Source organism: Streptococcus mitis (assembly GCF_023109235.1).
Classification (GTDB): domain Bacteria; phylum Bacillota; class Bacilli; order Lactobacillales; family Streptococcaceae; genus Streptococcus; species Streptococcus mitis_DA.
In genome coordinates, this window is sequence record NZ_JALDUC010000014.1 from 1 (window position 1) to 18793 (window position 18793).

The 18793-nt window shown below is 39.7% G+C and carries 19 protein-coding genes and 1 tRNA gene; 1 reads left to right on the plus strand and 19 read right to left on the minus strand.

What is annotated here, in order from left to right:
• Positions 1-5: 5 nt before the first annotated feature.
• The 6 genes from M1F55_RS08085 to pbp2a form a co-directional block, all read right to left on the minus strand.
• Positions 6-77: transfer RNA gene (locus tag M1F55_RS08085), tRNA-Glu, on the minus strand.
• 94 nt (positions 78-171) lie between these two features.
• Positions 172-651 (minus strand): sigma-70 RNA polymerase sigma factor region 4 domain-containing protein, encoded by a 480-nt coding sequence (locus M1F55_RS08090; protein WP_247947640.1) that lies wholly within the window; start codon positions 649-651, stop codon positions 172-174.
• 120 nt (positions 652-771) lie between these two features.
• Positions 772-1308: a transcription termination/antitermination protein NusG gene (gene nusG / locus M1F55_RS08095; RefSeq protein ID WP_000376740.1), complete on the minus strand. Its 537-nt coding sequence runs from the start codon at positions 1306-1308 to the stop codon at positions 772-774.
• Positions 1309-1361: 53 nt separating this feature from the next.
• On the minus strand, positions 1362-1538 hold the full coding sequence (gene secE / locus M1F55_RS08100; protein ID WP_001210990.1) for a preprotein translocase subunit SecE: 177 nt from the start codon (positions 1536-1538) through the stop codon (positions 1362-1364).
• Positions 1539-1547: 9 nt separating this feature from the next.
• Positions 1548-1700: a 50S ribosomal protein L33 gene (rpmG, locus tag M1F55_RS08105; protein ID WP_001809375.1), complete on the minus strand. Its 153-nt coding sequence runs from the start codon at positions 1698-1700 to the stop codon at positions 1548-1550.
• A 52-nt stretch (positions 1701-1752) separates the two neighbouring features.
• Positions 1753-3948 (minus strand): penicillin-binding protein PBP2A, encoded by a 2196-nt coding sequence (gene pbp2a, locus M1F55_RS08110; protein WP_247947641.1) that lies wholly within the window; start codon positions 3946-3948, stop codon positions 1753-1755.
• Between the two features lie 86 nt (positions 3949-4034).
• Here pbp2a and M1F55_RS08115 point away from each other — a divergent pair, with 86 nt between their 5' ends.
• Positions 4035-4910 (plus strand): RluA family pseudouridine synthase, encoded by an 876-nt coding sequence (locus M1F55_RS08115; protein ID WP_345772940.1) that lies wholly within the window; start codon positions 4035-4037, stop codon positions 4908-4910.
• Between the two features lie 68 nt (positions 4911-4978).
• Here M1F55_RS08115 and gap read toward each other — a convergent pair whose 3' ends face one another.
• The 13 genes from gap to M1F55_RS08180 form a co-directional block, all read right to left on the minus strand.
• Positions 4979-5986, minus strand: a complete 1008-nt coding sequence (gene gap / locus M1F55_RS08120) for a type I glyceraldehyde-3-phosphate dehydrogenase (protein ID WP_000260686.1) — start codon at positions 5984-5986, stop codon at positions 4979-4981.
• A gap of 313 nt (positions 5987-6299) precedes the next feature.
• Positions 6300-8951: a bifunctional acetaldehyde-CoA/alcohol dehydrogenase gene (gene adhE, locus M1F55_RS08125; protein WP_247947642.1), complete on the minus strand. Its 2652-nt coding sequence runs from the start codon at positions 8949-8951 to the stop codon at positions 6300-6302.
• Positions 8952-9250: 299 nt separating this feature from the next.
• On the minus strand, positions 9251-9661 hold the full coding sequence (locus M1F55_RS08130) for an MORN repeat-containing protein (protein ID WP_247947643.1): 411 nt from the start codon (positions 9659-9661) through the stop codon (positions 9251-9253).
• On the minus strand, positions 9648-10091 hold the full coding sequence (locus M1F55_RS08135) for a low molecular weight protein-tyrosine-phosphatase (protein ID WP_247947644.1): 444 nt from the start codon (positions 10089-10091) through the stop codon (positions 9648-9650). Before M1F55_RS08135 ends, M1F55_RS08130 begins: the two co-directional genes overlap by 14 nt.
• A 46-nt stretch (positions 10092-10137) precedes the next feature.
• Positions 10138-10437, minus strand: a complete 300-nt coding sequence (gene yajC / locus M1F55_RS08140) for a preprotein translocase subunit YajC (RefSeq protein ID WP_004257425.1) — start codon at positions 10435-10437, stop codon at positions 10138-10140.
• A gap of 116 nt (positions 10438-10553) precedes the next feature.
• Positions 10554-12530, minus strand: coding sequence for a transketolase (gene tkt, locus M1F55_RS08145; RefSeq protein ID WP_247947645.1), 1977 nt, complete (start codon positions 12528-12530; stop codon positions 10554-10556).
• Between the two features lie 113 nt (positions 12531-12643).
• Positions 12644-13735 carry an L-ascorbate 6-phosphate lactonase gene (ulaG, locus tag M1F55_RS08150; RefSeq protein ID WP_247947646.1) on the minus strand — a complete coding sequence of 364 codons (1092 nt, stop codon included), beginning with the start codon at positions 13733-13735 and terminating at the stop codon, positions 12644-12646.
• Between the two features lie 111 nt (positions 13736-13846).
• Positions 13847-15520: a BglG family transcription antiterminator gene (locus tag M1F55_RS08155; RefSeq protein WP_000242091.1), complete on the minus strand. Its 1674-nt coding sequence runs from the start codon at positions 15518-15520 to the stop codon at positions 13847-13849.
• A gap of 166 nt (positions 15521-15686) precedes the next feature.
• Complete coding sequence (locus M1F55_RS08160; protein ID WP_049523963.1) at positions 15687-16394, minus strand: L-ribulose-5-phosphate 4-epimerase; 708 nt, start codon at positions 16392-16394, stop codon at positions 15687-15689.
• Position 16395: 1 nt separating this feature from the next.
• The gene (locus M1F55_RS08165) at positions 16396-17259 is read right to left on the minus strand and encodes an L-ribulose-5-phosphate 3-epimerase (RefSeq protein ID WP_023947936.1); all 864 of its coding nucleotides are present in this window, start codon (positions 17257-17259) and stop codon (positions 16396-16398) included.
• Positions 17260-17262: 3 nt separating this feature from the next.
• Positions 17263-17928 (minus strand): 3-keto-L-gulonate-6-phosphate decarboxylase UlaD, encoded by a 666-nt coding sequence (locus M1F55_RS08170; protein WP_000166737.1) that lies wholly within the window; start codon positions 17926-17928, stop codon positions 17263-17265.
• Positions 17929-17944: 16 nt separating this feature from the next.
• Positions 17945-18430, minus strand: coding sequence for a PTS sugar transporter subunit IIA (locus M1F55_RS08175; protein WP_001049925.1), 486 nt, complete (start codon positions 18428-18430; stop codon positions 17945-17947).
• Positions 18431-18506: 76 nt separating this feature from the next.
• Complete coding sequence (locus M1F55_RS08180) at positions 18507-18788, minus strand: PTS sugar transporter subunit IIB (protein ID WP_000241466.1); 282 nt, start codon at positions 18786-18788, stop codon at positions 18507-18509.
• Between the last annotated feature and the right edge of the window lie 5 nt (positions 18789-18793).

An 18793-nucleotide genomic window follows, 5' to 3' on the forward strand; every position in this document is an offset into this window, starting at 1 on the left:
TACTATAGTCCGTACGGGATTCGAACCCGTGTTACCGCCGTGAAAAGGCGGTGTCTTAACCCCTTGACCAACGGACCAGAGTTGTTATTTTCAACTCTTACTATTATACCCACTTTTTAAACTTTGTCAACTACTTTTTTAAAACTTTTTTAACTTTTTTTGAATGACTTCCTAGTGGGTACGGATGTCAAACTCTTTAAACACAATACGTAAGTCTCTTAATACTCTTTGACGACCTCGGAAGCGTTCATTGCTTAAGACGCGTTCTAACTCTTCTTGTTTTTCTTTATTTTGTTTGCTTCTATAATCTCTTAGGGTTTCATGAAAGAGATAATAATCATCTAGCCACAGACCTCCCTCACTTATACGATGACTTATCTCACCCACTTCTTCATAGGGTTCTTTATCATATCTTCGTTTTTGACTTTCTTGCTTACGGATATAGTCTAGAATCCGATTTCGGAACTTAGTTTTGAAATATTTACGTAAGCGTGGTATATCTTCCACAAGTCCTTCTTCTCTACTAATCAATTCATGTAAGCAGATCATTCCCTCTTGGTCCCAATCTGATAATTCCCATAAATGGAGGTAATATTCATTTCTACACTTATATACAATTCCCTTGACTTCTTCATACAATTCTTTAAGCATAATCTTCCCCTTTCTGTGTACAGTCTATCAGATTCAGAAACACTTTTGGCACATTTCATCCATTCTGCACCCTTTAGCTCCTCAACTGCACAAAAAAGAGAGGTCTTGCCTCTCTTTGGGTTATAATTCTGCGATTTGGTTTAGGTTTACTTCTGCAACTGTGTCATTACCAAACATAGAGATAATCATTTTCACTTTGTTATTATCAATTTCTGTAATCTTACCAGTGTAGTCTGCAAAAGCACCATCAATAATACGTACAGTTTGACCAACTTCAACATCGATATCAAACTCTTGTACAGTTTGTCCCATAGAAACCAAGATATCACGAATTTCTTGTTCCAATAATGGAGTTGGTTTTGATCTATTTCCGTGAGATCCGACGAATCCTGTAACGTTTGGTGTGTTTCGAACAACAAACCAAGCTTCATCTGTCATCACCATTTCTACAAGAACATAACCTGGAAAGCGATTCTCTTCTACTTCTTTTCTCTTTCCATTTTTTTCAACTTGCACTGTTTGTGTTGGAATTTCAACACGTAAAATATTATCCAACATATTGTAGGTTTGTGCACGTTGCAATAGATTTTCTTTTACCTTATTTTCATAACCAGAATAGGTTTGTAAGACAAACCATCCTTTATCAAAACTATCCATGATACTTCCTTTCATAATAGAAGATTTCTAGCGTGAATAACTCCACAGGTCTTCTAAAAAATGTTAATAAATCGAATCAAACCTGAAACAATCAACTTGTCAAAAATATAAATAATCACAACAAAGAAAGCAGTGTATTCCATGATAGAACGAAAATCTCTCCAGCTTTCCTTGCGAGTTGGCCATGTTGTGTCTTTAAGAAGTCTAAAAATATCTCCAATAAAACGCATCGCTCTCTCCTATCTCGTTTCTCTGTGTGTAGTGTACTTACCACAATGTTTACAAAATTTATTTACTTCTAGTCGTGTTGGCTTGGGGTTTCCGCTGATCTTGATTGAATAGTTTCTCGAACCACAAACCGCACAAGCTAGGCTTGCTTTTTTTAGTGCCATAACGCCTCCATCTTATCTATTATAACAAGAAAGCCAGGCTTTGACAAGCATCTTAACGAAATAGATTGACTACCGAATCCCATATCGTTTGAGCTTTTTCCTTAATTTTAGCATCCGAGATGGCACGGCTAGCCTCATCTACCAGATTTTGTGCACGACTTCTAATATCAGAAAGGCTATTATCCGCCTGATTTTCTTCATTACTCTGTACTTGATTTCTTGTATTGGCTGGTGCAATTCCATTTTGCTTATAAGCATTTTCAACTGTAAAGGTACTTCCTGGCGTATAAGGTAAAATGGTATTTGCAATGTTTCTAAAGACATGGGCTGCACCGTTTGAAGTAGATCCTGCTAGATAGTGGCTCTCATCAGTGGTAGGGAAACCAAGCCAGTGACTAATCACTACATCCGGAGTATAACCAATCACCCACTGGTCACTTGTGTATTCCGGATTAAAAACAGCTTCAGTTGTACCAGTTTTTCCTGCCATGACATAATCTGCAGGAGATGAACTAATACCTGTTCCGTTTGTAAATGTTCCCAACATCATACTGGTCATCTTGTCAGCTACAGACTTATCAATCACCCGTTTTTGTGAATTTTTATGGCTCGCAATAACCTGACCACTAGCATTTTCAATTCTACTAATAAAATGAGCTTCCGGCATTAAACCTTCATTTGCAAAGGCAGCATACGCTTGAGCCATTTGAAGAGGGTTGGTTTCAACACCGCTTCCCAAGGCGACACCAAGAACACGATCGACCTTTTCCATGTTGAGTCCGAATTTCTCGCCCGCCTCAAAAGCCTTATCAACGCCCAAATCATTAACAGTGGCCACAGCAGGTAGATTAAGCGATTCTGCCAGGGCTTGATACATAGGAACTTCTCGACTCGTTTTGATCCCTGCATAGTTATCAACCTTATAGCTGTCATACTGCATGGTATGGTTATCCAACTGCTTATTCAAAGCCCAACCTGCTTCAACTGCCGGCGTATAAACAACTAAAGGCTTAATTGTAGAACCAGGGCTACGTTTTGATTGAGTTGCATAGTTGAAATTCCGGAATCCAGTTTTATCATTGCCAGCAACCTGACCGACAACCCCACGAACTCCCCCTGTTTTCGGTTCAAGAGCCACACTTCCTGATTGTGCAAATGTTCCATCCTCTGCTCTCGGAAATAGCGCTGTATTTTCATAGACAACCTGCATATTTGCTTGGTAGTTTTGATCCAACTCTGTATAAATGCGGTAGCCATTATTTACGATTTCTTCCTCAGTTAGATTATACTTAGAAACAGCTTCATTAACCACCGCGTCAAAATAAGAGGGGTAACGGTAATCTGAAATTTTCCCTTCATACTTATCATGCAATTGCGAAGTCATATCAACTCCTGCAGCTTCGGTTTCTTGGTTTTTATCAATGTAACCCGCTGCAAGCATATTTTGCAAGACAGTATCACGACGATTAGTAGAATCTTCTACAGAATTCAAGGGATTATACAGCTCCGGCCCTTTGAGCATGCCTGCTAGAGTAGCAGCTTGATCCAGACTCACTTCTGATGCAGATACTCCAAAGTATTTCTTACTCGCATCTTCTACCCCCCACACACCATTTCCAAAATAAGCGTTGTTTAGGTACATGGTTAGAATTTGATCTTTGCTATATTTTTTTGTTAATTCTAAAGCCAAGAAAAATTCTTTCGCTTTTCTCTCAACAGTTTGATCCTGCGACAGATAGGCATTTTTAGCCAGCTGTTGGGTAATAGTAGAGCCACCACCTGAACGACCAGCAGTGACAATAGCCAAGAAGAAACGACCATAGTTAATCCCGTCATTTTTATAAAAAGAGCGGTCTTCTGTCGCAATAACGGCATTCTGCAAATTTTTACTGATATCAGTCAATTCAACATAAGTTCCTTTTTGACCAGACAAGGCACCAGCCTCCTTTTCTTCACGGTCAAAAATGATAGTCCGAGTTTTCAAGGCATTTTGCAAATCGTTAACATTGGTTGACTTAGCTACAGCAAACAAATAGGTTCCAACTAGCAAGCCTGCACTCAAACCTAGTATAAGGACAATCTTTGTTAGATGATAACGACGCCAGAATTTTCGAATCGGACCCACTTGGGCTAATTTTTTTCGATCACTGCGAGAACGACGCAAGCTAGTAGAATCAGAGTCCTCTAGTTCACTTGTTTCTTTTTTAAAAAGAGAAAGAAATTTCTCGAATAATTTATCTAATTTCATGCGTTTATTTTATCATCTTCATCATAGGAAGACAAGAATTTAGCTATTTCCTATCCAAATAGGGCTTTTTTTGTTACAATATCTGTATGAAATTCACATTTACATTACCAGACTCTCTACCTCAAATGACGGTAAAGCAATTACTTGAGGAACAACTCCTCATCCCTAGAAAAATCCGGCATTTTTTGAGAATCAAGAAACACATTTTGATTAATCAGCGAGAAGTTCATTGGAACGAGACGGTAAATCCTGGAGATGTTTGCCAATTGACTTTTGACGAGGAAGATTATCCCGAAAAAGAAATTCCTTGGGGCAACCCAGACTTAGTTCAGGAAGTTTATCAAGATCAACACTTAGTTATTGTAAACAAACCAGAGGGGATGAAAACGCATGGTAATCAGCCAAACGAAATCGCCCTTCTTAACCATGTCAGTGCCTATGTTGGCCAAACCTGCTATGTCGTTCATCGTCTAGACATGGAAACCAGTGGCTTGGTTCTCTTTGCCAAAAATCCTTTTATCCTGCCTATTCTCAATCGCTTACTGGAGAAAAAAGAGATTTCTAGGGAATATTGGGCACAGGTCGACGGATATATCAACAGCAAAGAACTTGTTTTCAAAGACAAAATCGGGCGTGATCGCCATGACCGCAGAAAACGAGTAGTTGATACAAAAAATGGGCAATATGCTGAAACGCATGTAAGCAGATTAAAGCAATTTCCAAATAAAACTTCCTTGGTTCGTTGCAAGCTAAAGACAGGTCGAACACATCAAATTCGTGTGCACCTTTCGCATCATAATTTCCCTATTTTAGGCGACCCTCTCTATAATAGTAAATCAAAAACAAGTCGGCTTATGCTCCACGCCTTTCGACTGTCCTTTACCCATCCGCTTACATTAGAGAAATTAAGCTTCACTATCCTCTCAGATACTTTCGAAAAAGAATTAAAAAAGAATGGATGATTGCGTCATCCATTTTTCCATATAAGAAAAGCAAGACCAAGAGGCCTTGCTTTTTATCGACTCATGAATTATTTAGCGATTTTTGCGAAGTATTCAAGAGTACGAACAAGTTGTGCAGTGTATGACATTTCGTTGTCGTACCATGATACAACTTTAACCAATTGTTTACCGTCAACGTCAAGAACTTTAGTTTGAGTTGCGTCAAACAATGAACCGTAAGACATACCTAGGATATCTGAAGATACGATTGGATCTTCAGTGTATCCGTATGATTCGTTTGAAGCTGCTTTCATAGCTGCGTTCACTTCGTCAACAGTAACGTTCTTTTCAAGAACTGCTACCAACTCAGTTACAGAACCTGCTGGAACAGGAACACGTTGAGCAGCTCCGTCCAATTTACCGTTCAATTCTGGGATTACAAGACCGATAGCTTTTGCAGCACCAGTTGAGTTAGGAACGATGTTTACAGCACCAGCGCGAGCACGGCGAAGGTCACCACCACGGTGTGGTCCGTCAAGGATCATTTGGTCACCAGTGTAAGCGTGGATAGTAGTCATCAATCCTTCAACAACACCAAAGTTGTCTTGAAGAGCTTTAGCCATTGGAGCCAAGCAGTTTGTAGTACATGAAGCACCTGAGATAACTGTTTCAGTACCGTCAAGAACGTCGTGGTTAGTGTTGAATACAACTGTTTTAACGTCGTTTCCACCAGGAGCAGTGATAACAACTTTTTTAGCTCCACCTTTAAGGTGTTTTTCAGCTGCTTCTTTCTTAGCAAAGAAACCAGTAGCTTCAAGAACGATTTCTACACCGTCAGTAGCCCAGTCGATTTGTTCTGGATCACGTTCAGCAGAAACTTTAACGAATTTACCGTTAACTTCGAATCCACCTTCTTTAACTTCAACAGTACCGTCGAAACGACCTTGAGTTGTGTCGTATTTCAACAAGTGTGCAAGCATAACTGGATCTGTAAGGTCGTTGATGCGTGTAACTTCAACACCTTCTACGTTTTGGATACGACGGAAAGCAAGACGACCGATACGTCCGAAACCGTTAATACCAACTTTAACTACCATTAGTGATTTCCTCCTTATGAAAATCATGAAATTTTTATTGTGAAAAGAGTAACTTGAATCACTACAAATCACCTTTCAACAAACCTATTATATAACTATTTAAGTTTAATTGCAAGTACGGGCATTGTTTTTTGTCTATACCCCACTTATTTTTCTTTCTCCTTTGAAAGCCTATACTGCTGTCTTTCTTTATCTACCTAGTCATTTACCGATTTCCTTTTAAAGTGAAAATAGAAAAGCTAAAAATTATTTTCAATCTTCCAATTCCACAAGAAAAGAGACAGGATAACTCCTGCCTCTAGGCTGATAACAATTATTTACGGCGTCCTGGTCTTTCTTTGTAGCCATAGTAAGAATCTTCGATGATTTCTTGCATATGGTCAACCATTGGAAGGCGTGGGTTAGCTGGTGAACATTGGTCTTCGTAAGCAAGGAAGGCTAATTCACGTGAATGTTCTTTCCATTCTTTTTCGTCGATACCTTGTGCTTTGAAGTTCATTTGGATACCTACGCGCTCACCAAGTTCGTAGACAGCTTTTGCGTAAGACTCCACACCTTCTTCTGGAGTAGAAGCTGGAAGTCCAAGCATGCGTGCGATATCTTGGTATTTTTCATCTGCACGGTAGTAGTTGTACTTAGGCCATGTTGCTGTCTTAGCTGGACGTGTACCGTTGTAGCGGATGACGTATGGAAGCAAGATAGCATTTGTACGACCGTGAATTGTGTGGAATTGCGCACCAATCTTATGAGCCATTGAGTGAGAAATACCTAGGAAGGCATTGGCAAAGGCCATACCAGCGATTGTTGAAGCGTTATGCATTTTCTCGCGTGAGTGGAAGTCTGCATTCTTAACTGAGCTTTCAAGGTTTTCGAATACAAGCTTGATGGCTTGAAGTGCAAGTCCGTCAGTGTAGTCGCTAGCCATTTGTGATACGTAAGCTTCAGTCGCGTGAGTCAATACGTCCATACCAGTGTCCGCAGCAACAACTCCAGGAACTGTCAATACCAAGGCAGGGTCTACGATTGCCACAGTTGGTGTCAATGAGTAGTCAGCGATTGGGTATTTGCGGTTGTTTGCTTTATCAGAGATAACGGCAAATGGTGTTACTTCAGATCCTGTACCAGATGTTGTTGGGATTGCGATGAATTTAGTCTTCTTACCAAGTAATGGGAATTTGAAGGCACGTTTACGGATATCCATGAATTTTTGAACAAGGTCACGGAAGTCCACTTCTGGTTGTTCGTAGAAGAGCCACATTACTTTAGCAGCATCCATTGGAGATCCACCACCAAGAGCAATGATTGTATCTGGTTTGAAGGCACGCATAATCTCAGTACCACGGTTTACAGTTGTGATATCTGGATCTGGTTCTACATCAGCAAAGATTTGGTAAACAACCTTATTGCGACGAAGATCAAGTTGCTCGATGATACGATCAAGGAAACCAAGCTCTACCATGGCATGGTCAGTAACGATCATGACACGTTCAACGTCACGACATTTTTGAAGGTATTGAATTGAATCACGTTCAAAGTATGTTTTTGAAGGAAGTTTCATCCATTGCATGTTATTTCTCCGTCTTCCGACTTTTTTGATATTCAAGAGGTTAATGGCACTAACGTTATCCCCAACTGAGTTGCGTCCGTAAGAACCACATCCAAGTGTCAATGATGGCAAGAAGGCATTGTAAACGTCCCCGATACCACCGAAAGTAGAAGGTGAGTTACAGATAACACGAATAGCTTTAACAGCTTTACCAAATTCTTTAGTCAATTCTTCATCAGCTGTGTGGATAGCTGCTGAGTGGCCAAGACCGTTAAATTCAACCATTTGACGAGCCTTAGTAATACCATCTTCACGGCTTTCAGATTTCAAAACTGCGATAACTGGTGATAATTTTTCACGAGTCAATGGCTCATTTTCGCCAACTTCTTTACATTCTGCAGCAAGAATGTTTGTTCCTTCTGGAACTGTAAATCCTGCTTGTTCTGCAATCCAGGTTGCTGGTTTACCAACGATGTCAGCGTTCAATTTTGCACCAGCACAGTTTTTGCTATTTGCTTTCACGCCGAAGCAGAATTCTTCAAGAAGTGCTTTTTCTTTTTTGTTTACAAAGTAAGTGTGATATGATTTGAACTCTGCTACAAATTCATCATAAATTTCTTTATCAATGATAACCGCTTGTTCAGATGCACAGACCATACCATTATCAAATGATTTAGACATAACGATATCGTGTGCTGCTTGACGGATGTTTGCTGATTTTTCAACATAAGCTGGAACGTTTCCGGCACCTACCCCAAGAGCTGGTTTACCACATGAGTATGCAGCTTTAACCATGGCATTACCACCTGTTGCAAGGATTGTTGCAACACCTTCGTGGTTCATAAGGGCACTTGTTGCTTCCATAGATGGTTCAGTGATCCACTGTACGCAGTTTTCAGGAGCTCCAGCTGCGATAGCTGCATCGCGAACGATACGAGCTGCATGAGCAGATGATTCTTGTGCTGATGGATGGAAAGCAAAGACGATTGGGTTACGTGTCTTCAATGAAATCAATGATTTGAAGATTGCTGTTGATGTTGGGTTTGTTGTTGGAGTGATACCACAGACAACACCAACTGGTTCTGCGATAAGAGTCAAACCTGTTACATCGTCTTCTTCGATAACGCCAACTGTCTTAGTGTGACGCATGTTGTTTACTACGTGTTCACAAGCAAACAAGTTCTTAGTTGCTTTATCTTCAAATACACCACGTCCTGTTTCTTCAAAGGCATGTAAAGCCAATTCTCCGTGGGCATCCAAAGCTGCTACTGATGCTTTAGCAACGATGTAGTCAACTTGCTCTTGATCCAATTTACGCATTTCTTCAAGGGCAACTAGAGCTTTTTGCACCAATCCATCAACATGCTTTTCAGCAGCGAGTTTCTTTTCCTCTGGTGTCACAGTTTTTTTATCAGCCATATTTTCCTCCATAGCTTTCAAGGATCGATATCCTTTGTTAATTTTTTCACAAGCTTATTATAACGCATTATTTCAACTTTGTAAACAGTTTCATAAACATTTCACAAAGAATTTTTTATTGTTTGTGAATTTTTTATCATTTTCTTTACTTATCAAGTTTTTCCGTTAGAGTTTGTGAAATCAATTTCAAATATTTTTTATTTCACAAGCTTGATTGGAAGAGGAGCTTGGAAAGAGATAGATTTTCTAGTAAGCGCTTACTTTTAGATGCTAACAATACCTCCTTTGATAAGGAGGCTTTATTTTTGTTGAAAAACGCCTTGTTTAAAAGTCCCTTCATAAACAACTTCTTGTTCTGTTGTTAGTTTCCCTTTTCCTTCAGCCTGACCATTTACAAAATCACCTTCGTAGGTCCAGCCTTCTTTAGATTGAAAGGTACCTTTTCCGTTGAAGGCTCCATTGTTGAAACCACCAGTATACTGGTCCCCATTTTGGAAAGTAATGGTACCTTGGCCATTCATTTTACCACGTACAAGACTGCCATCGTAAACAATCGTTCCATTATCAAGCTTTAGAACGCCTTTTCCGGGAATATTTAGAAAAAAGACGAGTACAGCACAAAAAACAATCGTAACTACTGCCAAAATCTCTAAACGTGGACGAGTCAGATAGACACGATACTTGTCGTAAAAATTCTTAAGATTTCCCATCTTCACTCCCCTTTTCTAAACGTTCTAACCAAGCTTGACAACCCTCTTGAACACGCTGATAGGTTTCCTCAAAATCTCCTGTATACCAAGGATCTGGAACACTTTCAGACGCGAATGAGTAAATCTTATCTTTACAGTCTGCTGGACACATCTGACGTAAGTCAGAAACATTTGAAGCATCCATACCGATAATATAATCAAAGGCTTCAAAATCTTCCTTACTAATCTGAAGCGATGTCTTGCCTTTATCATAAGGAATCTGATACTGTTGAAAAATCCCTTGAGTTCCCTTATGAATCGAATTACCATGTTCCCAAGAGGAAGTCGCTCGACTTTGGATTTCATAATTATCTGTCATTGATTTCATAACAAACTCGGCCATAGGGCTGCGACAAATATTTCCCAAACAGACAAAGACTAGTTTTTTCATCCCATTTCCTTTCTTTTACAGAAAAACGGGAGTTAATAATCCCGTCTTATTTTTCAATTGCACCTTCGAGTGAAGCTGTTTCTTTCAGCGGTAATACTGTCTTGATAGCAGCTAGTTCAAAAGTCAAGTAAACTCCATCTACATCAAGAACAATCGTTCTCTTCTCAGTATCTACTTCATCGACTGTCCCGTAAAGCCCACCGATTGTAATCACTTCATAGCCTTTTTGTAGTTTATTTAAGCTTTCCATACGTTTTTGTGCTTGTTTCTTTTGAGAGCGTTGCATAAAGAACATCAAGGCAAACATCGCTACAAGCATAATTAAAAATGTATAATTTGGATTCATTTTCTTCTCCTTTGTCTTTTACATAGGACTACTATATCAAATTTCAGCTACTTTTACAAGATTGTACCTTGCTTTTCTAGTAAGAAAAACCAGAGCTTGCGCCCTGATTTTTAGGATTATTTCAAGTTTTGAACGACTTTTACAAGATTTTCAACAGTAAAGCCATATTCTGCCAATACTTTTGGTGCTGGGGCAGAGGCTCCGAAGGTATCAATACCTAGAACGGCACCATCAAGACCAACATATTTGTACCAGTTTTGAGTTGCACCCATTTCGACTGCAACACGACGGCGAACTTCATTTGGAAGAATTTCTTCCTTGTAAGCCACATCTTGTTTATCAAAGACATCTGTAGATGGCATGCTGACTACGCGGACTTTTGCACCTTGACTAGCCAATTCTTTGGCAGCTGAGACAGCAAGATTAACCTCTGAACCTGTCGCAATCAAGATGGTATCAAAGTCTGCTGCATTTTCATAGACAACATAAGCACCTTTTGCAACCTTGTCGAAGTCTGTTCCTTCTTCAACAGTCAAGTTTTGACGTGTCAATACAAGGGCAGTTGGTGTTTTTTCGCTTGTCACTGCAAGGTACCAAGCTGCTTGCGTTTCACGCGCATCTGCTGGACGGAAAACATTTAGATTTGGCATAGCACGAAGACCTGCTAAATGCTCAACTGGTTCGTGCGTTGGACCGTCTTCCCCAACCGCGATTGAATCGTGGGTAAAGACATAAGTCACAGGAAGACCTTGCAAAGCTGACAAGCGGACAGCTGCCTTCACATAGTCAGAGAAGACGAAGAAAGTTCCACCGTATACACGAAGTCCACCGTGAAGGGCCATCCCGTTCAAGATCGTTCCCATTGCAAATTCACGAACACCAAACTGAATGTTACGGTTCAAGCGATTAGCATCGTCTTGAAGTCCGTCAGTCTTGATATAAGTCATGTTTGAGTGAGCTAGGTCAGCTGATCCACCCAAGAAAGTTGGCAACTTAGCAGCTACAACATTCAAAGCATCTTGGCTTGAATTACGAGTTGCTTGAGAGAAGCCATTTTCTAATGCTGGGAAGTCTGCTGGAGTCACTTCAACTGGATCACATCCATCAATAATGGCTTCTACTTCTGCAGCCAATTCTGGATGCGCTTCTTTATAGTCAGCAACTAATTTTGTCCAAGCTTCATAAGCTGATGCACCACGGTCTGCAACATGTTCTTTGAAATCAGCATAAACTTGTTCTGGGATTTCAAATGGTTCATAGTCCCAACCGAGAGCTTGACGAGTTGCTGCAGTCTCATCTGCTCCAAGAGGGGCACCATGTACGGCATTGGTTCCTTGTTTGTTTGGAGAACCGTATCCAATAACAGTCTTCACTTCAATCAATGATGGTTTGCCTGAAGCTTTTGCTGTTTCGATAGCAGCATGGATTGCTTCCAAGTCTGTTCCATCTTCAACCAAGGCAGTATGCCAACCATAGGCATTGTAACGGTCACGAACGCTTTCTGTAAAGGAATCCTTTGTCTCACCATCCAAGTTGATGTCATTTGAATCATAAAGAACAACCAACTTGTCTAGTTTTTGCAAACCTGCGTATGAAGCTGCCTCGCTTGAGACACCTTCCATCAAGTCTCCATCTCCACAGATAACGTAAGTATAGTGGTCAAAGATATTGTAGCCTTCACGGTTATACTTAGCTGCCAAGAAACGTTCTGCCTGGGCAAAACCAGTGGCAGTTGAAATACCTTGCCCTAGAGGACCTGTTGTAGCATCAATCCCTGCTGTATGACCAAATTCTGGGTGACCTGGTGTTTTTGAACCCCACTGACGGAAGCTCTTGATCTCATCCATACTAACATCTTCAAAACCAGAAAGGTGAAGAAGGGCATAAAGAAGCATTGAACCATGACCTGCTGAAAGAATAAAGCGGTCGCGGTTGATCCAGTTTGGTTGAGCTGGATTGATACGAAGTTGTTTTGTAAAGAGGCTGTAAGCCATCGGAGCTGCTCCCATAACCACACCTGGGTGACCTGAGTTGGCTTTGTTGATAGCGTCAATACCTAGGAAACGAATTGCATTAACAGATAGATTTGACATAGAATTTCCTTTCTATTTGAGGTGATTATTGAATCACACATTCTATTTTACTATTATATGAAAATTATCCGTATCATGCAACATACGGATAACCTCCAAAGAATATTTTTATATTATAGCAAAGCTTTAAATTGAATGTTAGAGTCTTGTTCAAAACAATCATCAAAACCACGTGGATGATGGTATTCTACTAAGTGTTGATCTTGAGGATAAGTGTACTTACCGCCGACTTCCCAGATAAATGGATGGAAATCGTATTGCAAGCGATCTTTTCTCATTTTCCAAAGTTCTAGAATCTCATTAGTAGAAGCCATGAAGTTAGACCAGATATCATAGTGAACTGGGATAATGACTTTGGTACGCAGATTTTCTGCCATACGAAGAAGGTCGATAGATGTCATTTTATCTTGGATACCTACCGGATTTTCACCATAGTTATTCAAAGCAACATCAATTTTAAAGTCTTTACCATGTTTTGCAAAATAGTTTGAGAAGTGAGAATCTGCACCATGATAGATAGTTCCACCTGGTGTTTCAAAGATATAGTTAACAGCCTTTTGAGCCATTTCTTCATCTGTAACAGCTAAGCCAGCAAGTTCACCGCCTGTCTCATCAGCACCGTTCACTGGGAGAGTTACCAAGCAAGTACGGTCAAATGATTCTACTGCATGAATCTTCATATCTTTTAATTCGATAGTGTCACCTGGTTTAACAACGATGATACGTTCTTTTGGAACACCCCATCCTTCCCAGATTCGTCCACAGTGGTAAGGACCGATAAACTTAACATGCTCTAACTTAGGATTGTTGAGAATTGCTGCAGCTGTGTATGGGTCGATATGATCACTATGGAAGTGTGAAACTAAGTAATAATCTAGTTCGTTGATAGAAAATGGATCGATAACCATCGGCTGAACACGCAAGTTTGGTTGCAACTTACGAACACCTGCCATATTTGCCATTTGGTGCCCACGAACCATATCTTTCACTTTTTTGGTTGATTTTCCACGGTTTGACCAAAGGTCCATGACAACGTTAGCACCACCTGGTGTCTTAATCCAAGTACCACAGTTGCCTAGCCACCACATGGCAAAATTGCCTTCAGGTACGACTTCTTCTTCGATTTCTTCGTTCAACCATGTTCCCCACTCTGGGAAAGTAGCTAAAATCCATGACTCTCTTGTAATTTCTTTGACATTTGGCATATGTTGCCTCCTTTGGATATAATTGTTATCTTTGAGATTAGTATACCATCCTTCAAAACACTAAAAAAGACCAAGAAAAACACAGGTTTGTGTTCATCATTGGACTGTCCTTCAAATATCTTCCAAAAAAGCTTGAACTACTATTTCTTGATTTATAAGTGTTTGAACCTCTTCTTGGAACTTACTAGCCAACTTACTGTCTACAATATAAGACGAAATAAGACTAGAAAGATTTTCACTGAAACTTTTGCTCTCATTACGAAATATATTGTGTTTAAGATAGTCTAGCATTTTCAAAATATCTTCTGCTTCAAGGATAGGATTAACCCTTAAAATCGGAAATCTGCTATCCAAATCATCATTAGTAGTAATCACTACATCAACTTGTGCAATATCTTCCACACTCTTAAATTGTTCTGTTGTAAATACAGTGCCAATTTGCTCATTTGGAAAATAAAGTTTGCATTGTTTCAGCAAAAGTCTCGAAACCGCAACACCTTCATCACAAACGAGATAAACTTTTTTCATATTTTTTTGAGACGATGGTGTATACTTTAAAAATCCTCCAATATGAATCGTCAAATAGGCAATATCATCGTCTGTTAGCCGAATAAACCATGCTCCTTCTAAAATTTCCGCAGATTTTCTAGTGACTAAAAATAATTCTCCATACTTGGATCGAATTTGTTTTGTTAGAGGATTTTTAGAAAAAATACCGTAAGTCTTTCTAAATAACAAGGCTTTACAGTGGATCATCAAATTTCTTAACAAATCATCCTTGTTCTCAATCTCCATTCGGATTTGTGATTCAAAATACCAGATGAATTCTTCTAAAGCAAGTTTTAACTGCCGAAAATCATCACTTTCTGCATGAATATCCAAATCTTTACGATAGGAGAGGAGAAGAACAGCTACAAGAGAAACTTCAAGTTCTGACAAAGAAATTTCAAACTTTTGAAACAACCGTTCTCCTAATTTCTTAGACACCTGATACTCTATTCTTTTTCTTATCAAAGAAAATTCTTTCTCTATATCCTGATGTCTTTCTTGATACTGTTCAACATTATGACAGCTTAACAGCAAATAAGGTAGAACCTGCAACATAAAAGTTACTTCATGATGATTTATTTTCTTCCCTAAATCTTGTTCAACTAAAGGAACCTGTTCCTTAAAAAATTGGTTCATTTCAACAGAAAGCAAACACTCACCATCTAACCTCTCTTTCATCTTATCTTCTAAAATAGATACAAAAGTGGCATTTTCTTCCATAAAAATATGATATAGAAGCGATTGAAGATACTGAATTTTATTAAGAGGGTGGGCATGAAGATGGTATCCCTGTGACTTGCTCACTTGCAAGGTCACCTGATATTGTTCCAAAGTTAGTTGATAACGAATACTATTCAAATCATTGAGAACAGTATTCCTAGACACCTCTGTTAACTCCATCAATTTTTCAATCGTAATACGTTCTTTAGAAATACCTATCCATAGTAACATTATCATCATACGTTCATGCGCACTCATGATATAATCGTACGAATCTACTTCCGATAATAGTTCACAACAAGCATCTCTCTGCTCTTCCGTTAAGTGAATACCAATTCGTGGAATACTAATGATATGAAGCGCCTCGTCACCCAAAGCAGCATTGATTTTGTCAATGTGATAATAAATTTTCCTTCTTGACTCTTTCAAATCTTTTGAAATCGCCATAATCGTTTTGGACGTTTCTTGATCCATCAAATATTGAAGCAAATCACAACTTGCCTTATCCAGTACCATATTTCATACTCCTCTATCAATCAACTGCCTTGAAAACAACTTTATAATAGTATCACATTCACTAACGCATTTCAATTATCAACAGTAGTCTCTTAATAACGAATACTTACAATTACAAAAGCGAGGCTTGGATCGAAAGGTCCTAGCCTCTTTTCAATTCAATTTCTTATTTCTTTTGACCGTAATAAGCATTTGGTCCATGCTTACGTTGGTAGTGCTTTTCTAGGATGTACTGGGGAGCAGGTTCAACTCTTGGATTGATTTGCTCTGTGAAACGATTCATCTTAGACACTTCCTCTAGTACAACAGAGTGATAGACAGCATTCTCTGGATTTTTTCCCCAGGTGAATGGACCGTGATTGCGTACAACAATTCCTGGTACTTCAACCGGGTTAAGTCCGCGACGTTCAAACTCTTCTACGATAACTAGGCCAGTATCTTTTTCATAGGCCACTTCTACTTCATCCTTGGTCAAACTACGGGCGCAAGGGATTGAACCGTAGAAATAATCTGCATGGGTTGTTCCGTAGAAAGGAATATCGCGTCCAGCTTGAGCCCAACCAACTGCTTCTGTCGAATGGGTGTGGACCACACTACCAATTTCTGACCAAGCCTTATATAACTGCACATGAGTTGGAAGATCAGAAGATGGTCTTAAATCCCCTTCTAGGACCTTACCATCTAGATCAGTCACCACCATGTTTTCAGGTGTCAATTCGTCATAATCTACGCCTGATGGTTTGATAACAATGACACCGAGTTCGCGATTGACTTCCGATACATTGCCCCAGGTAAATTTGACAAGTCCATGTTTTGGCAATGATTGATTGGCATCACAGACTCGTTTACGCATAGCATTAATTACTTGATTCATCTTACATCAAACCTGCTTTCTTAATTAGTGGATAGAGAAAAGCTTGCGCCTCTTGAATGGCTGCGCGTGTTTCTTCTACAGTTTCACAATTTTCAGACCACATTTCGATTAGGAAAGGACCATTATAATTGGTTTGCTTTAAAATATCGAAAGCTTCTTCCCATTTGACACAACCTTGCCCAAAAGGTACATCTCGGAACTGCCCCTTTGAACTTTCTGTCACTGCATAAGTATCCTTGAGATGGAGAGCTGTGATAGCATGGTGACCTAGATAGAACTCACTATAGACATCATTATGCCATGCAGACACATTCCCAATATCTGGATATACAAAAAGGTAGGGAGAGTCAACATCCTTTTCTACAGCCAAGTATTTTTCGATACTATTGATAAAAGGATCATCCATAATTTCAATAGCAAGTACCACCTGAGCCTCTTCAGCCCAGTCACAAGCTTTTCTCAAATTTTTGATAAAACGTTGGCGTGTCTGGGGTGACTTTTCCTCATAATAAACGTCGTAACCAGCTAATTGAATAGTACGAACTCCCAAGTCTTGGGCTAATTCAATACATTTTTTCATGAGTTCTAGAGATTTTTCCTCTAGAACTGGATCATTTGATCCCAATGGGTAGCGACGATGGCCTGAAAAACAGATAGAAGGAATACGAACACCAGTTTTATAGATTGCTTTGACAACTTCCAAACGCTCGTCCTTGCTCCAGTCCAGTCTTGCTAAACGCTCGTCACGTTCATCAATAGACATCTCGACAAAATCAAAGCCTAACTCCTTGGCAAAATTTAAACGTTCTAGCCAAGTAAAGTGTGTCGGGGTTGCCTTTTCATAAATTCCAATTGGACGTGCCATGGTTTACCCCCAAATTCGTCTGATTTCATCCTTGAAGGCACGCGCTGCTCCTGCTGGATCCGCAGCTTCTGTAATTCCACGACCTGCGATAAAGGTAAAGACATCAACGCCTTCAAAGAGTTTGAGAGTATCTACATCTAGACCACCTGTTACAGAAACTCGGAAGCCCATGTCAATGAGTTTTTTAACCTTATTAAGGTCTTTTTCACCCCAAGTTTCACCAGCAAGAAGGGCATCACGAGATTGGTGATAGATAGCTTGTGAGATACCTGCATCTAGCCAAAGCTGAGCTTGTTCAAAAGTCCAATCGCCATAAAGCTCGATCTGGATTTCGCCTCGTTCTCCTCGTTCAGTCTTGATAGCCTTTAGAGCTGCTTCCATAGTAGGGATGGTTGCACAACAGATACAAGTCATCCAGTCTGCTCCACGAACGGCATTATTTTTAGCAACTGTTCCACCAGCATCAGCACATTTTGTGTCTGCCACAATAATCTTATCTGGGAAAAGGCTACGCAAGACTTCAACCAGTTCACTTCCAACTTGTAATAAGCAAACAGTTCCAGCTTCGATAATATCTACTTCCTGACCAACAGAAACAGCTGCTTTAATCGCTCCTTGCAAGTCTGAATGATCTAATGCAACTTGTAAATTAGGTATTCTTTTTGTCATTTCTTTATTCCTCTTTCTAACTTTCCAAATCCAATCCTTCGAGATAAGGGCTATCCTTAGATTCTTCAATCATAGCCAAGACATCTTCTTTAGTCTGGCAAGCCTGTAAACGTGCAATAGAATCTTCTAATTCAAACAGGGCAATGATTTGTGGAATGGCTACACTTGTGTGAATTTTTGAGCTTGTTGCTGCTAGTGCCAACAAAACAGATACCTCTTTCCCATCTGAAAATACAACAGGATTTTGTAAGGTGATCAATGAAAAGGCATCTCTTTGCACTCCAGCTTCAGGTCTAGCATGGGGCATAGCCATACCTGGCATTAAGATATAGTATGGGCCATACTCTTCAGTCGATTCGATAATAGCATCGTAATACTCTGGCAAAATTGCTCCACTTTCAATCAAGGGATCTACTGCTACCTTGACTGCTTCTTTCCAGTCTTTAGCTTCTAAACCTAGTCGGATCGAGTCATTGTCAATTAAAGCTTGTTTTAAATTCATATCTGCCTCCTTTATTTAAAGAGGGAGAAGGACAGAAACGATGACTCTCAGTTTCTATCCAGCCCCCTCCAACCTTTTACTGTAGTGCTTGACTGAGTTTTTCAGTGATTTCTTTATCATCCATCAAGTTGTCAAGCCCAATTAACTTCCCATTAGTTCGCCCTTCCAATTCTTGGATCAAATGAAGAGAAGCGATTACGATGTCATATCCTGCTGCTAAACCTTTAGCTTCACCGACACTGCATGAATTGACTGTAAAATCTGTTTGATTAAGCTTACGGAGAGCATTTTCAACCTTCATCTTGATAACCATTGATGAACCCATTCCATTTCCGCACGCTGCTAATACTTTAACCATTTTAT

Coding starts and splice junctions, on each gene's coding strand:
- M1F55_RS08090 (WP_247947640.1), bottom strand. CDS start 651: ATGCTTAAAGAATTGTATGAAGAAGTCAAGGGAATTGTATATAAGTGT.
- nusG (WP_000376740.1), bottom strand. CDS start 1,308: ATGGATAGTTTTGATAAAGGATGGTTTGTCTTACAAACCTATTCTGGT.
- secE (WP_001210990.1), bottom strand. CDS start 1,538: ATGCGTTTTATTGGAGATATTTTTAGACTTCTTAAAGACACAACATGG.
- rpmG (WP_001809375.1), bottom strand. CDS start 1,700: ATGGCACTAAAAAAAGCAAGCCTAGCTTGTGCGGTTTGTGGTTCGAGA.
- pbp2a (WP_247947641.1), bottom strand. CDS start 3,948: ATGAAATTAGATAAATTATTCGAGAAATTTCTTTCTCTTTTTAAAAAA.
- M1F55_RS08115 (WP_345772940.1), top strand. CDS start 4,035: ATGAAATTCACATTTACATTACCAGACTCTCTACCTCAAATGACGGTA.
- gap (WP_000260686.1), bottom strand. CDS start 5,986: ATGGTAGTTAAAGTTGGTATTAACGGTTTCGGACGTATCGGTCGTCTT.
- adhE (WP_247947642.1), bottom strand. CDS start 8,951: ATGGCTGATAAAAAAACTGTGACACCAGAGGAAAAGAAACTCGCTGCT.
- M1F55_RS08130 (WP_247947643.1), bottom strand. CDS start 9,661: ATGGGAAATCTTAAGAATTTTTACGACAAGTATCGTGTCTATCTGACT.
- M1F55_RS08135 (WP_247947644.1), bottom strand. CDS start 10,091: ATGAAAAAACTAGTCTTTGTCTGTTTGGGAAATATTTGTCGCAGCCCT.
- yajC (WP_004257425.1), bottom strand. CDS start 10,437: ATGAATCCAAATTATACATTTTTAATTATGCTTGTAGCGATGTTTGCC.
- tkt (WP_247947645.1), bottom strand. CDS start 12,530: ATGTCAAATCTATCTGTTAATGCAATTCGTTTCCTAGGTATTGACGCT.
- ulaG (WP_247947646.1), bottom strand. CDS start 13,735: ATGCCAAATGTCAAAGAAATTACAAGAGAGTCATGGATTTTAGCTACT.
- M1F55_RS08155 (WP_000242091.1), bottom strand. CDS start 15,520: ATGGTACTGGATAAGGCAAGTTGTGATTTGCTTCAATATTTGATGGAT.
- M1F55_RS08160 (WP_049523963.1), bottom strand. CDS start 16,394: ATGAATCAAGTAATTAATGCTATGCGTAAACGAGTCTGTGATGCCAAT.
- M1F55_RS08165 (WP_023947936.1), bottom strand. CDS start 17,259: ATGGCACGTCCAATTGGAATTTATGAAAAGGCAACCCCGACACACTTT.
- M1F55_RS08170 (WP_000166737.1), bottom strand. CDS start 17,928: ATGACAAAAAGAATACCTAATTTACAAGTTGCATTAGATCATTCAGAC.
- M1F55_RS08175 (WP_001049925.1), bottom strand. CDS start 18,430: ATGAATTTAAAACAAGCTTTAATTGACAATGACTCGATCCGACTAGGT.
- M1F55_RS08180 (WP_000241466.1), bottom strand. CDS start 18,788: ATGGTTAAAGTATTAGCAGCGTGCGGAAATGGAATGGGTTCATCAATG.